The organism is Hydrogenophaga sp. FW305-3-2-15-A-LB1 (genome assembly GCF_058787875.1).
Genome location: NZ_JBYTAE010000117.1, coordinates 1 through 13,140, shown reverse-complemented (window position 1 = coordinate 13,140; position 13,140 = coordinate 1). Strand labels below are relative to the sequence as shown.

General features: G+C 70.0%; 11 protein-coding genes and 1 other RNA gene. 6 read left to right on the top strand and 6 right to left on the bottom strand.

Annotation, left to right across the window (positions count from 1 at the left end; translation table 11 throughout):
- Nucleotides 1–52 precede the first annotated feature (52 nt).
- Nucleotides 53–736, bottom strand: coding sequence for a glycine zipper 2TM domain-containing protein (locus tag AC3WPZ_RS25885; RefSeq protein WP_291117898.1), 684 nt, complete (start codon nt 734–736; stop codon nt 53–55).
- Between the two features lie 83 nt (nt 737–819).
- Nucleotides 820–1,914 carry a GlxA family transcriptional regulator gene (locus tag AC3WPZ_RS25880; protein ID WP_382321788.1) on the bottom strand — a complete coding sequence of 365 codons (1,095 nt, stop codon included), beginning with the start codon at nt 1,912–1,914 and terminating at the stop codon, nt 820–822.
- A gap of 98 nt (nt 1,915–2,012) precedes the next feature.
- On the opposite strand from AC3WPZ_RS25880, the gene AC3WPZ_RS25875 reads away from it, so the two are divergent.
- Nucleotides 2,013–3,359 carry an amidohydrolase gene (locus AC3WPZ_RS25875; RefSeq protein WP_382328268.1) on the top strand — a complete coding sequence of 449 codons (1,347 nt, stop codon included), beginning with the start codon at nt 2,013–2,015 and terminating at the stop codon, nt 3,357–3,359.
- Here the strand turns inward: AC3WPZ_RS25875 and AC3WPZ_RS25870 are convergent.
- Entirely contained in the window at nt 3,346–5,196 is a 1,851-nt protein-coding gene (locus AC3WPZ_RS25870) for an NAD(P)/FAD-dependent oxidoreductase (protein WP_382321785.1), read from the bottom strand. The genes AC3WPZ_RS25875 and AC3WPZ_RS25870 overlap by 14 nt on opposite strands.
- 113 nt (nt 5,197–5,309) lie before the next feature.
- Between AC3WPZ_RS25870 and AC3WPZ_RS25865 the strand changes: the two genes are divergently transcribed.
- From AC3WPZ_RS25865 to rnpB, 3 genes are all read left to right on the top strand, one after another.
- Nucleotides 5,310–5,900: a DUF2239 family protein gene (locus tag AC3WPZ_RS25865; RefSeq protein ID WP_382321782.1), complete on the top strand. Its 591-nt coding sequence runs from the start codon at nt 5,310–5,312 to the stop codon at nt 5,898–5,900.
- A gap of 32 nt (nt 5,901–5,932) precedes the next feature.
- Nucleotides 5,933–7,288: an MATE family efflux transporter gene (locus AC3WPZ_RS25860; RefSeq protein ID WP_382321780.1), complete on the top strand. Its 1,356-nt coding sequence runs from the start codon at nt 5,933–5,935 to the stop codon at nt 7,286–7,288.
- A gap of 20 nt (nt 7,289–7,308) precedes the next feature.
- An RNA gene (rnpB, locus tag AC3WPZ_RS25855) (RNase P RNA component class A) lies at nt 7,309–7,658 on the top strand.
- Here rnpB and AC3WPZ_RS25850 read toward each other — a convergent pair.
- Nucleotides 7,653–8,690, bottom strand: a complete 1,038-nt coding sequence (locus tag AC3WPZ_RS25850) for a LysR family transcriptional regulator (RefSeq protein WP_382321777.1) — start codon at nt 8,688–8,690, stop codon at nt 7,653–7,655. The two genes, rnpB and AC3WPZ_RS25850, sit on opposite strands and share 6 nt — an antisense overlap.
- Nucleotides 8,691–8,806: 116 nt before the next feature.
- On the opposite strand from AC3WPZ_RS25850, the gene AC3WPZ_RS25845 reads away from it, so the two are divergent.
- Together AC3WPZ_RS25845 and AC3WPZ_RS25840 are read left to right on the top strand one after the other, a co-directional pair.
- Nucleotides 8,807–9,859 carry an aromatic ring-hydroxylating dioxygenase subunit alpha gene (locus AC3WPZ_RS25845; protein ID WP_444687347.1) on the top strand — a complete coding sequence of 351 codons (1,053 nt, stop codon included), beginning with the start codon at nt 8,807–8,809 and terminating at the stop codon, nt 9,857–9,859.
- A gap of 39 nt (nt 9,860–9,898) precedes the next feature.
- Nucleotides 9,899–11,035, top strand: coding sequence for an ABC transporter substrate-binding protein (locus AC3WPZ_RS25840; RefSeq protein WP_492442246.1), 1,137 nt, complete (start codon nt 9,899–9,901; stop codon nt 11,033–11,035).
- Between the two features lie 12 nt (nt 11,036–11,047).
- On the opposite strand, the gene AC3WPZ_RS25835 is transcribed toward AC3WPZ_RS25840, so the two are convergent.
- Both AC3WPZ_RS25835 and AC3WPZ_RS25830 read right to left on the bottom strand, forming a co-directional pair.
- Complete coding sequence (locus AC3WPZ_RS25835; RefSeq protein WP_382321768.1) at nt 11,048–11,461, bottom strand: low affinity iron permease family protein; 414 nt, start codon at nt 11,459–11,461, stop codon at nt 11,048–11,050.
- A 17-nt stretch (nt 11,462–11,478) separates the two neighbouring features.
- Nucleotides 11,479–13,140 (bottom strand): MBL fold metallo-hydrolase (locus tag AC3WPZ_RS25830; RefSeq protein ID WP_492442244.1); only part of this gene is annotated, 1,662 nt, incomplete at its 5' end.

The window sequence follows — 13,140 nt, the reverse complement described above, 5'->3', positions numbered from 1 at the left end:
CCGCCCAAAAAAAACGCGACCCTGAGGTCGCTTTTTTTTGTTGGGGCCGGGTTCAGCGGTTGCGTTCCCAGCGGTCGTTGTCGCGGCGGTTGTAGTAGCCGTCGTGGCGCGGGTACGGGTGGCCCGGGCCCCAGCGGTTGCCCGGGTAGGCGGGGTAGTAGGTGGTGCCGATCGTGATGCGGGTGGACGGCTCCACGTACTGGGTCTGGGGCTGGTAGGAGGGGTAGACCACGGGCGGCGGAGGCGGCGGCATGGCGTCGGCCGGTGTGACGTTCAGGCGCACGAAGCGGCCCGGGTCCTGCGGCATCTGCGTGCGGTACTGGCGGCCGGCGTACTCGTAGACCACGTCGTAGGCCACGGTGCGGTTTTCGTAGAAGGTCTGCGTGCCGCACTGGCGGTAGGTTTCGGTGTAGGGCTGGCTCGGGCCTTCGATGCGGTTGCCCAGCATGGCGCCGCCGATCAGGCCGATCACGGTGGCAGCGGCACGGCCACCGCCGTCGCCGATCGCATTGCCCATCGCACCGCCGGCGATGCCGCCGATCAGCGCGCCGGCGCCGGATTTCTGGCCCTGGTAGGTCACCTGCTGGTCGCTGCAGACCTCGCGCGGCACGGCCACCTGCTGGATGACGGGGGTGCTGCTGACCACGCGGCCTTGTTCATCCTGAGCGTGCGCCACGCCGCTGCCGGCCAGGGCGAGCAAGCCGGTCATCACGGGAATCAGAACGGGGGTTTTCATGGAGAACTCCTTATGGGGGTAGCCTGAAGCATGCACCGCTTGTGTCAAGCCCGGATGCCCATGCTGTAAAGATTCGTGTCGTTCTACGGGGTTCCCGGCTTTTTTGCCGCCGATCGCAGGGCCGAGAGCGCGGTGTCCACGCTGGCACCGGTGTCCACCCGCCAGCGACGGCGTGGCGCGCGCAGGGCATGCCGTTGCCGGTAGGCGGTGGGGGTGAGCCCGGTGTGGCGCGCGAAGACGCGGCGGAATGCCGCCGGGTCGGTGTAGCCGCAGGCCAGCGCCACCGTGGGCACGCTCTCCAGCGTGATCTCGAGCAGCACGCGCGCCCGGGCGCAGCGCAGGCCGTGCAGGTGGTCCAGCGGCGAATGGCCCAGCTCCTGTTGGAAGTGGCGCAGCAGGGTGCGGGCGCTGACCGCGGCGGCGGTCGCCAGCGCCGCCAGGTCGTAGGGTTGCTCCACGCGCTGCTCCATCCAGGCGAGGGCGCGTGCCAGTGTGCTGTCGCGGGTGTTCGGAATGGCGTGCGAGGCCTGCGCGGCGGCGAGTTCGCGGTCGCGATCGGGTTGCAGCACCGCCGCCAGGGCCGCGGCCGGTTCGGTGCCCAGGGCGTGCTGCGCCAGCGCGATGGCGAGCGGGCCCAGGTCGGCGGGGTAGGCGGCGCTGAGCCAGGGGCCGTCCTCGCAGAAACCTTGCCCGGCCTCGGGCGTCAGGGTGGGAAAGTCGCGGCGCAGGCCGGCGACGTAGTACCACGCGAGCGCGAGGCGGCGCCCGTCCAGCCGCCCGCTGTGCGCGGCGAACCAGGCGCCATTGCCCAGCGTGCACACCCGGCGGCCCGTGTCCACCATCAGCGCGGCCCGGCGCGCGAGCGCCGCGTGGCGCTGCACGGCCTGGCGAAGCGTGGGAATGTCGGCCAGGTGCAGGGGCGCGATGAACAGCGCTGCCGCAGGGCTGTCGCCGCCCTGGCCTTCGAGCGCGAGCGCCTGCAGCAGCCCTTCTTCGGCGCGCAGCGGCTGGCCCAGGGCATCGACGAAGCGCCAGGCCAGGCGCGGTGCCCGGGCGCCCAGGCGCAGGCCCGCCATCAGGTTGGCGGTGCGCAGCAATTCCACCAGCGCCAGGGCGTGGCCCATGGCGCTTTCAGGCAACACGGCGATCTCGACGACAAAAGGGGGCTGGGCGGGCATGGCGGTATCGGCTTCCTGAATGGCGATATTAGCTTCCTACCGAGGGAAGCGCGCTCTTAGCATGGACGTCTCATTCACTTCCCCCAGGGGTACTTCTGATGCGCTTGTCCCTCTCAACGTCCTCGCTCGTGGCGGCACTCGCGGCCAGCGGTGGTTTTTGGCTGACCACGCCGGTGGCGGCCCAGGCGCTCGATGCCGCCGGTTTCAAGCAGATCGAGACGGCGGTGGACGCGCTCGCGCCCAAGATGGTGGCGTGGCGCCGCGACATCCATGAACATCCCGAGCTCTCGGGCCAGGAAGTGCGCACCGCCAAGCTGGTGGCCGAGCACCTGCGCAAGCTGGGCATGGAGGTGCAGACCGGCGTGGGCGGCACCGGCGTGGTGGGCACCTTGCGCGGTGGTCTGCCGGGCAAGGTGGTGGCGCTGCGCGCCGACATGGACGCGCTGCCGGTGGAAGAGAAGACCGGCTTGGCGTTCGCCTCGAAGCAGAAGGCCACTTACCTCGGCAAGGAAGTGTCGGTGATGCACGCCTGCGGGCACGACGCCCACGTGGCCATGCTGATGGGCGCGGCCGAGGCGCTGGCGGGCCTGCGCGCGCAGTTGCCGGGCACGGTGAAGTTCATTTTCCAGCCGGCCGAGGAGGGCGCGCCCGTGGTGGCGGATGCCAGCGGCAAGGTGCCCAGCTTCGGCGCCAAGGCCATGATCGAAGCCGGGGCCTTGAAGGACGTGCAGGCCATCTACGGCCTGCACATCACGTCCAACCTGCCCTCGGGTGTGGTGGGCTACCGCAGCGGCCCGCTGATGGCCGGTTCGGACGCGCTGACCATCCACGTGGACGGGCGCGGCGGCCATGGGTCGTCGCCCTGGGCCGCGGTCGATCCGGTCGTGGCGTCGAGCCAGGTGGTGCTGGGTCTGCAGACCATCGTGAGCCGCCAGCTCAACATCAGCAAGGAGCCGGCGGTCATCACCATCGGCTCCATCCAGGGTGGCACGCGCTACAACATCATTCCCGACAGCGTGGAGATGATGGGCACGCTGCGCACCTTCGACGAGGAGATGCGCGAGGACGCGAAGAAGCGCATCGTGGCGACCGCCGAGTCGATCGCGGCTTCCAGCGGCGCCAAGGCGCGCGTGAGCTTCGGCCCGGTGGCCTACCCGGTCACCACCAACCCCGCCAAGCTCACCGAAGCCTCGCTGCCGGCGCTGCGCGAAGCCCTGGGTGGCAAGGTCATGCTGATCCCCAAGGTGAGCGGCTCGGAAGACTTCTCGGAGTTCCAGAAGGTGGTGCCCGGCTTCTTCTATTTCCTGGGCGCGCCGCAGAAGGGGCAGGACTTCGCCAAGGCGCCGTCCAACCACTCGCCGCTGTTCGACCTCGACGAGGCCCAGCTGCCGGTGGGCGCCCGTTCGCTGGCCGCGCTGGCGGTGGACTTCCTCAAGCGGCCCTGAGGGCTGCCGGGGCGGCCTCGCCGAGCAGGTCTCGCGCGAGCGCCTCGGCCACCCGCAGGCCGTCCACACCGGCCGAGAGAATGCCGCCGGCATAACCCGCGCCTTCGCCGGCCGGGTACAGGCCGCGCGTGTTCAGGCTCTGGCAGTCGTCGCCGCGCGCGAGGCGCAGCGGCGACGAGGTGCGGGTTTCGACACCGGTCAGCACGGCGTCGGGCATGTCGTAGCCGCGCATCTTGCGGCCGAACACCGGCAGCGCCTCACGCATGGCCTCGATGGCGTAGGCGGGCAGGGCAGGGGCCAGATCGCCGAGCTTCACGCCGGGCCGGTACGAGGGCTCCACCTCGCCCAGCGCGCTCGAAGGCGTCTGCTTCAGGAAGTCGCCCACCAGCTGGCCGGGGGCTTCGTAGTTGGCCCCGCCCAATTGGTAGGCGCGGGCTTCGAGTTCGCGCTGCAGCACGATGCCGGCCAGCGGGTGCGTGCGGCCTTGCGCTGCGAGCGCGCGGGCCTGCTCGGTGTAGCGCGCGCCGTCGGTCTCGCCGAAGGCGGCGGTCCACAGCGGCAGGTCTTGCGCCAACGCCTGCGGAAAGTCGCTGGGTTCGATGCCCACCACCAGGCCCGCGTTGGCGTTGCGCTCGTTGCGCGAATACTGGCTCATGCCGTTGGTGACCACGCGCCCGGGTTCGGAGGTGGCGGCCACCACGGTGCCGCCCGGGCACATGCAGAAGCTGTAGACCGCGCGGCCGTTCTTCGCGTGGTGCACCAGCTTGTAGTCGGCTGCACCCAGCAGCGGGTGGCCGGCGTGGCGGCCCCAGCGCGCGCGGTCGATCACGCCTTGCGGGTGCTCGATGCGAAAGCCGATGGAGAACGGTTTGGCCTCCATGAACACGCCCGCATCCCACAGCAGGGCGAAGGTGTCGCGCGAACTGTGGCCCAGGGCGAGCACCACGCGCCGCACCGGCATGTCGATGGTGTCGCCGCTGTCCAGGCGCCGCACCTGCAGGCGGTCGATGCGCTGGCCTTCTTCGCCGGCCTGGGCCAGGCCGATGCCGCAGACCTGGTGTTGGAAGCGGATCTCGCCGCCCAGCGCGACGATCTTCTCGCGCATGGCCTCCACCACGCGCACCAGCTTGAAGGTGCCGATGTGCGGGTGCGCGGTGTAAAGGATTTCGGGCGGCGCGCCGGCCTCCACGAACTCGTGCATGACCTTGCGGCCGAGGAAGCGCGGGTCCTTGATCTGGCTGTAGAGCTTGCCGTCGGAAAACAGGCCGGCACCGCCCTCGCCGTACTGCACGTTGCTCTCGGGGTTGAGCACGTGCTTGCGCCACAGGCCCCAGGTGTCCTTGGTGCGCTCGCGCACCGGCTTGCCGCGCTCGAGCACGATGGGCCGCAGTCCCATCTGCGCCAGCGCCAGCGCCGTGAACAGGCCGCAGGGCCCCAGGCCCACCACCACCGGGCGCTCGCGCTCGTCGCTGGGCCAATGCGCCGGTGCGTGGCCTGGGGCGTGCCAGGCCATGTCGGGCGTGGGCTGGATGTGGGGCTTGCCCGCGTGCGCCGCGAGCAGGGCGGCTTCCTGCCCCGGGTCGGCCAGCGCCACGTCGACGATGTAGACCGCGAGCAGGTCGGCCTTGCGCGCATCGAAGCTGCGCTTGAACACGTCCAGGTGGGCGATCTGCGCGGCCTCGATGCCCAGCGCGGTGGCGGCCAGGGCGGTCAGGGCGTCGATGGGATGCGGCGGGGGCTGCCGGTCGACCTCGGTTTCGGTCGGGGCGTCGGCGGCGCGGCGGTGTTCGGCCGGCACGGCGGCCAGCGGCAGTTTGAGTTCGGAGAGGCGGATCATGTGTCGTGGGGCTTGTGTTGATCAAGCAGAAGACGAAGCCCCCGTATTGTCGTCAATGCGCCGCCATCAAAATAATCCGGGTGAAATTATTAAACCCGGGTACAATGCAGCGCATGAACGACACAACCCTTCCCACCTGCACCGCCTTCATCGGCTCGAAACGGGTGGCCTTCGGCACTTACGACGAGGTGGCACGGGCCCTCGCCACGCTCGACCTCTCGGCGGGCGGCTTGCTGGTGTTCGACGACGCCACCGCGGCGCAGGTCGATCACCCCTGGCCGTCCGGCCACCCGGCACCGCCCGCCGATGACGCGCGCCGCGCGGCACCCGCCGCCGCCCCCCAGGTGGGCCGACCGCGCATGGGCGTGGTGGCGCGCGAGGTGACGCTGCTGCCACGCCACTGGGAGTGGCTGGCGCAGCAGCCCGGTGGCGCGTCGGCGGCCCTGCGGCGCCTGGTCGAGGAAGCGCGCCGCACCCACGCCGATCGCGACGGCTGGCGCCAGGCCAAGGAGCGCGCCTACCGCTTCATGAGCGCCATCGCGGGGGGCTTCGAGGGGTTCGAAGAAGCCTCGCGCGCGCTGTTTGCCCACGACGCCGAGGCCTTCGCGCGCTGCATCGCCGGCTGGCCGGCGGACGTGCAGGCGCACCTGGCCTGGCTCGCGCGCGACGCGTTCGCGCCCGAAACGGCGGCACCATCCGCCTGATCCCTTTTCAACAAGACAACAAGAAGCCCTCCATGCCCAACGCTCCCCAAGGCCCGCTCTGGCGCGTCTACCTCGTTTTCCTCGTGCCCATGGTGCTGTCCAACATCCTGCAAGGGCTGTCGGGCACGCTCAACGGCATTTTCATCGGCCAGATGCTGGGCACGCACGCGCTGGCGGCGGTCTCGGGCATGTTCCCGATCGTGTTCTTCTTCATCTCGCTGGTGATCGGCATCGGCGCGGGCGCCTCGGTGCTCATCGGCCAGGCCTGGGGCGCGCGCGAGCCACACAAGGTCAAGGCCATCGCGGGCACGGCGCTGGTGCTGGGCGCCCTGATCGGTCTGGTCGCCGCCGTGCTGGGCGTGGTGTTCGCGCGGCCGGCGCTGCAGGCCCTGGGCACGCCGGTGGACGTGCTCGACGACGCGGTGGCCTACGCGCGGGTGATGCTGCTCATCATGCCGCTGCTGCTGGTCTTCATCCTGTTCACGCAGTTGCTGCGCGGCGTGAGCGACACGGTCTCGCCCCTGATCGCCCTGCTGCTGTCGACCGCGCTGGGCCTGCTGCTCACGCCGGCACTGATCCAGGGCTGGCTGGGGCTGCCGCGCCTGGGCATCCAGAGCGCGGCCTACGCGGGGCTGGTGTCCTACGCGGCGGCGCTGGGTTTCCTGGCGTGGCGCCTGGGCCGCAAGCACCACGTGCTGGCCGTCGATCGCGAGCTGATCGGCGCGCTGCGGCTGGACCGCGACATCCTGGCCAAGGTGATGCGCATCGGCATCCCGACCGGGCTGCAGATGGTGGTGATCTCGGTCTCCGAACTCGTGATCCTCGCGCTGGTGAACGGCCACGGCTCGCAGGCCACGGCGGCCTACGGCGCGGTCACGCAGGTGGTGAACTACGTGCAGTTCCCCGCGCTGTCCATCGCGATCACCGCATCCATCCTGGCGGCGCAGTCCATCGGCGCGGGCCGGGTCGACCGCCTGGGCGCGATCCTGCGCACCGGCCTGTGGCTCAACGCCGTGCTCACCGGCGCCCTGGTGCTGCTGGGCTACGCGCTCTCGCACAAGCTGATGGGTCTGTTCCTCACGCAGCCCGAGGTGCGCGCGCAGGCCGAGCACCTGCTGCACATCATGCTGTGGAGCATCCTGGTGTTCGGCTTCCAGGCGGTGGTGGGTGGCCTCATGCGCGCCAGCGGCGTGGTGATGGTGCCCATGGCCATCTCGGTCTTCTGCATCCTGGCGATCCAGCTGCCGGCGGCCTACGTGCTCGACGCGAAGATGGGCCTGCCCGGCGTGTGGGTCGCGTTCCCGGTGGCGTACGTGGCCATGCTGGTGATGCAGACCGCGTATTACCGGCTGGTGTGGCGGCATCGCAAGATCGAGCGCCTCGTTTGAGCAGGCGATAATCGCCGCGTGAAGCGCACCAGACCGCCGCTGGCACGACATCCCGAAAGGGTGTGCTGGAGGAACGTCCGGACTGCACAGGACAGCGTAGGAGGTAACACCTCTCCGCCGACAAGCCCATCGAGCTCGCTCGATGGGCCCTAAGGTGAGGATCAGAGCAACAGAGACGAGCCGATTCAGTTCGGGTGAAACGGGCAATCTCTACGCGCAGCAACACCAAATAGGCCAGCGTTGACGTGGTTCCGCGGAGCTGGCGGGTAGGTGGCACCGAGCCGGGGAGTGATCCCCGGCCCAGATGAATGGCGGTCACGGTGGGGGCAACCCCGCCGCACAGAATCCGGCTTATCGGTGCGCTTCACACTTTATTGGCCCCCACGCTCCGCCGCTGCGCGGGTCGCTGCCCCCCAGGGGGGCTGATCCGGCTTGGGGCGGCCCGGCGCCGGATCGTTTCTCCGCCATACATCGACTGCTCCACCGCGCGCCACTCGTCCGACTGTTCGTTGAACAGCTGCGACACCTGCGCGCGCAGCCACTGGTTGCGCGTGTCGTGGCGGTACAGGCGGTGCCAGTGCTGCTGCACGGCAAAGCGCGGCGGGTCGAAAGGCGGGCGCACCAGGCGGATCGCGCCGCTGCGCGCCACGCTCATGCCGGCGGCCAGCGGCACCGTGGCCACCAGCTCCGATTCGGCGATCACCGCCGCCAGGCTCATGTAATGCGGCGTGCGCAGCACCACGTGGCGGTGGATGCCCTTGCGTTCGATGAAGCGGTCCACCAGGTCGGTGCTGCGCGCGGGCGAGCTCACCAGCGCGTGGTCCAGCGACTCGAAGTCCTTCAGGCTCAGCCGGGTCTGCGCGAACGGGTGGTCGGCGCGCATCACGCAGGCGAAGGTGTGCATGTACAGCCGCTGGTGGAAGAACACCTGCTTGCTCAGATCCGGGAAGTAGCCCATGGCCAGGTCGGCCTCGCCCGCCTCCATCGCGGCCTCCAGCTGCGAGCTGGGCAGGGGGAAGCAGCGCACGGAGGCGTGCGGCGCATGCACCGCCAGGTGGCGGATCAGGCGGGGCAGGAACACGATCTCGGCCACGTCGGCCATGACCAGGCGGAACTCGGTCTGCGTGGTGGCCGGGTCGAACTGCGGGTCGGCCAGGATGCCGGTGCGAACCTGGCCGAGCACCGCGCGCGCCGTACCCGCCATCTCGCGGGCGCGCGGCGTCGGCTCCATGCCTTTGGAGGTGCGCACGAACAGCGTGTCCTCGAACTGCAGGCGCAGCCGGTTCAGGGCGGTGCTGAAGCCCGACTGGCTCATGCCCAGCTGCTGGGCGGCGCGGGTGACGTTGCGCGTCTCGTCCAGGCTGACCAGCACGCGCAGCAGGTTGAGGTCGAAGTCCATCATCGCTCCGGCAGATAGTGGGTATCGGCGTAGTGTATTGATGGTCGGGGCCCGCCGCCCTAGATTCCGTTCCCAGACCGGCAGCCCACGATGCCGCCGGCAAGCACGGAGACAAAGACATGTTCGTCAAGAATTGCTGGTACGTCGCGGCCTGGGACCACGAGGTGCTGGCCGACACGCTGCTCGAACGCGGCATCCTCAACCAGTCCATCCTGATCTACCGCCTGACCGACGGCACGCCGGTGGCGCTGGACAACAAGTGCCCGCACCGGCACGCGCCGCTGAACCTGGGGCGGCGCGAGGGCGACAGCGTGCGCTGCATGTACCACGGCCTCAAGTTCGACGCCACGGGCCAGTGCACCGAGATCCCGGGCCAGGACCGCATCCCGCCCAAGCTGTGCGTGAAGAGCTACCCCATGGTGCAGCGCGGGCGCTGGCTGTGGATCTGGATGGGCGACCCCGAGCGGGCCGACCCGGCGCTGATCCCCGATGCGTACTCGCTCAACCACCCCGAGTGGCGCATGAAGCCGGGCTACCTGCACTACGACGCCGATTACCAGCTGATCTCCGACAACCTGCTGGACTTCTCGCACCTGTCCTACGTGCACGAGAAGACCCTGGGCGGTTCGCCCAACATCGCCGAGGTGCGCCCCGTGATCGAACGCCTGGAGCGCGGCGTGCGCGTGACGCGCGACGTGAACAACACCGTGCCGGCGCCGTACCACGCCCGCCTGGGCGGCTTCACCGGCAAGGTCAACCGGCGCTTCAGCTACGACTACCTCGTGCCCGGCATCCTGCTGATGGCCGCCAGCGTGAAGCCCGCCGAGACGCCCGACGACGACATGACCGGGGCCCTGCAGTTCCACAGCTGCCAGGCGCTGACGCCGGAGACCGACACCACCACCCACTACTTCTTCATGCAGGCGCACAAGTTCCGGCTCGACGACGCGACCATCACCGAGTCGATCTACCAGAGCCTGTGCACGGCCTTCGAGGAGGACCGCCGCATCATCGAAGCGCAGCAGCGCCTGATCCGCCGCACGCCGCCCAGCCCCATGCAGCCGATCGCGGCCGACGCGGCGCTCAACCAGTTCCGCTGGCTGATCAAGCGCCTGCACGACGAAGAGGCCGCCGCCACCCCGGCCGTGATTCCACTGCAGTCCGTGGCCTGAGCGCCGATCACCGATTCACCACCCGAAGGAGACAACAAGATGAAGCCATTCCTGCGCCTGGCCGCGCTCACCACCCTGGCCCTGAGCGGAGCCACGGCCCAGGCCGAGATCGTGATCGGCGCCAGCTTTTCCATCACCGGGCCGGCGGCGGCGCTGGGCATCGCGCCGCGCAACACGATCCAGCTGTTCCCGACCGAGATCGCGGGCGAGAAGATCCGCTACGTGGTGCTCGATGACGCCACCGATCCGACCAACGCCGCGCGCAATGCGCACCGCCTGGTCACCGAGGAAAAGGTGGACCTGATCATCGGCTCCACCGCCAGCCCGCCTGCCATCGCCATCGCCCAGGTCGCGAGCGAGTCGCAGACCGTGCAGCTCGCGGCGGCCCCGATCGACCTGCCCGAGGAGCGCGGCCAATGGACCTACCGCCTGCCGCAGAGCATCTCGCTGATGGCGCAGGGCACCATCGAGCACATGAAGAAGAGCGGCGCGAAGACCTTCGGTTTCCTGGGCTACTCGGACGCGTACGGCGAATCCTGGCTGCGCGAGATGACGCGCTACGGCAACGAGGCCGGGCTCAAGCTGGTGAGCGTGGAGCGCTTCGGCCGCGCCGACGCTTCGGTGACCGCGCAGGCGCTCAAGGTGCTCTCGCCCAACCCCGACGCCATGCTGGTGGTGGCCTCGGGCAGCGGCGCGGTGATGCCGCAGAAGGCGCTGGTCGATCGCAACTACAAGGGCCGCATCTACCAGACCTTCAGCGCGGTGGCGCCCGACCTGCTGCGCATGGGCGGCAAGGACGTGGAGGGCACGTTGGGGCTGTCGGGCCCTGCCGTGGGCGCCGACCAGCTGCCCGACAGCCACCCGTCCAAGCCGGTCGCGCTCGATTTCGTGAAGCTGTACGAAGCCAAGTTCGGGGCCGGCAGCTACAACCAGTTCGCGGCCAACATCTGGGGTGCCAAGCTGCTGCTCGACAAGGCGATCCCGGTGGCGCTAAAACAGGCGAAGCCGGGCACCGTGGAGTTCCGGCAGGCCTTGAAGAAGGCCATCGAGAACACCGGCGAGGTGGTGGTGCCGCAGGGGGTGCTGAAGTACAGCGCCGCCGACCACTACGGTTACGACCACCGCGCCCGTTTCGTGCTCAAGGCGCGCAACGGCGTGTGGGTCGCGGCGGACTGAGGCCGGGCGCGCTCAGGCCTCGGGAATGTCGGTGTCCGTGCCGCCGCCCTTGAGCCGCGCCCGCGCCTGGGCGGCCAGGTCCTCGTACTTCTGGCGGAAGGCGTCGAGCTCTTCCTCTTCCAGCTCTTCGAGGTCCAGCAGGGCGGTGTGCGCACCCTGGGTGGCGCGGATGAGTTCGTCCAGCTTGACCTGGATGGCCTCCGTGTCGCGGTTCTGCGTGTTCTGGATCAGGAACACCATCAGGAAGGTGATGATGGTGGTGCCGGTGTTGATCACCAGCTGCCAGGTGTCGCTGAAGCCGAACAGCGGTCCCGTGACCAGCCACACCACGATGAGCGCGACCGCCAGGGTGAAGACGCGCGGGCGGCCGCTGAAGCGCGCGGCGGCCTTGGCGAAACGCGAGTACCGGTTGGCGGACTTCGGCATGGTGGCCTCCGGCGTCTTCAGAGGTTGAAACCGCCCAGGCTCTGGATGCGCTCCACGTGCGCCATCAGCGAGCGCTTGGCCACCGGCCACAGGCGGTCGGGCACGTCGTCGTAGGCGAGCTTCACCCAGTCGTCCATGCTGCCCTCGGGCACGGCCTGCATGGCCCGCGCCACCTTGGCCTCGCGGGCAAGGCGGTGCGCCTTGAGGTGGGCGATGGCGGCGCGCGCGCCGCCATGCAGCGGGGCGCTGGGGTTGTCGGCCGTGCGCCGCAGGTCGCCCAGCACGTAGCCGTGCGCGGGCAGCAGGAACTCGATGCCGTGGCGCTCGCACAGCGCATCCAGCTTGTCCAATGAATCGAGGTAAGCGCCCATGTTGCCGTCGGGCGGGTCGATCACGGTGGTGCTGCCGTTGAGGATGTGGTCGCCGGTGAACAGCAGGCCGTCTTCCACCAGCGCCAGGCACAGGTGGTTGGCCGCGTGGCCTGGGGTGTGCACCACCTCCAGCGTGTGCGACACCGTGGCATCGCCGGCCTGGCCCAGCAGCACGAGCTGCTCGCCGTCGGCCAGCGTGCGCTCGGGCGTGAAGCGGCTGTTTTCGCGCGAGGTGGGGGCGCTGGGCAGGCCGAGGATGGGCGGCTTCTCCAGGCCGGCCGCCGTGCACAGCGCCTGCAGGCGCGGCGCGCCGGGCGAGTGGTCGGGGTGCGAGTGGGTGCAGACGATGGCCTGGATGCGCCCGCCCGCCGCGCGCCACAGGCGCTCGATGTGGGCCGGCTCGTCCGGGCCCGGGTCGATCACGATGTGGCCGCTGGCCGGGTCGCCCACGATGTAGCTGTTGGTGCCCGGGCCGGTCATGAAACCGGGGTTGGGCGCGGTGAGGCGTTGCACGTTCTTCAGCAAGGACACCGGCTGTTCGTTCTGCCAGTCCAGGCTGTGCACCATCTGTCCGTCGGGGCACACCATGGCGAGCTCGCCGAACGGGGACTCGTGTTCCATGTAACGCTCTTCGGCGCCCCGCACCAGGCCGGCGCGCGGGCAACTGGTCCACAGCGGCTCGTCGTTGCGCGCGCAGGCGTCCAGCACAGCCTGCACGTTGGGGTAGGCCTGCAGGCGCTCCAGCGTGCGGATGGTCGGGAAGATGATGAAGAAGCTGCCCGCCTTGTGGCGCTCCAGCGCGTCGGCCGGGCGCACCCAGCACGGCTCGAACTGCTCGGCCTCGTCGGCCACCGGCTGTTGGCCAGCGGGCATGCGGGCCACGAGGAAGGGCACGTCGAAGCGACGTGGCAGGTCGCGGTCGGTGATCCAGTGCGCGAGCACGAACACGCCCGCGCCGTCCAGCGTCAGGCCCCGGGCCTGGCATTGCGCGGCGAACGGGGCCTTGCGGTCCAGCGTGGCGATGTCGCCGTCGTCCACCGGCGAGCCGTCGGCCCGGTGCGCGAGCAACACGCCGAGTTCCTCGTAGCTTTCGCGGATGGCGGCGATCGCCTGCGTGAGGTGCAGGTCGCTCTGCGTGGGGCGGCGCGTGGCGATGCCATGGGCCTGGGCGTCGGCCGCGTCGATGCCGCCGCCGGGGAACACGTAGGCGCCGGGGGCGAAGCTCGCCGTCATGGAGCGGCGGGTCATCAGCACCTCGATGCCGGGGCGGGCCGGGTCGGTGCTGTCGCGCAGCAGCAGCACGGTGGC

Excerpts from the sequence above, each read along its gene's own strand:
- AC3WPZ_RS25885 (WP_291117898.1), bottom strand. The coding sequence starts at position 736 with ATGAAAACCCCCGTTCTGATTCCCGTGATGACCGGCTTGCTCGCCCTG.
- AC3WPZ_RS25880 (WP_382321788.1), bottom strand. The coding sequence starts at position 1,914 with ATGCCCGCCCAGCCCCCTTTTGTCGTCGAGATCGCCGTGTTGCCTGAA.
- AC3WPZ_RS25875 (WP_382328268.1), top strand. The coding sequence starts at position 2,013 with ATGCGCTTGTCCCTCTCAACGTCCTCGCTCGTGGCGGCACTCGCGGCC.
- AC3WPZ_RS25870 (WP_382321785.1), bottom strand. The coding sequence starts at position 5,196 with ATGATCCGCCTCTCCGAACTCAAACTGCCGCTGGCCGCCGTGCCGGCC.
- AC3WPZ_RS25865 (WP_382321782.1), top strand. The coding sequence starts at position 5,310 with ATGAACGACACAACCCTTCCCACCTGCACCGCCTTCATCGGCTCGAAA.
- AC3WPZ_RS25860 (WP_382321780.1), top strand. The coding sequence starts at position 5,933 with ATGCCCAACGCTCCCCAAGGCCCGCTCTGGCGCGTCTACCTCGTTTTC.
- AC3WPZ_RS25850 (WP_382321777.1), bottom strand. The coding sequence starts at position 8,690 with ATGATGGACTTCGACCTCAACCTGCTGCGCGTGCTGGTCAGCCTGGAC.
- AC3WPZ_RS25845 (WP_444687347.1), top strand. The coding sequence starts at position 8,807 with ATGTTCGTCAAGAATTGCTGGTACGTCGCGGCCTGGGACCACGAGGTG.
- AC3WPZ_RS25840 (WP_492442246.1), top strand. The coding sequence starts at position 9,899 with ATGAAGCCATTCCTGCGCCTGGCCGCGCTCACCACCCTGGCCCTGAGC.
- AC3WPZ_RS25835 (WP_382321768.1), bottom strand. The coding sequence starts at position 11,461 with ATGCCGAAGTCCGCCAACCGGTACTCGCGTTTCGCCAAGGCCGCCGCG.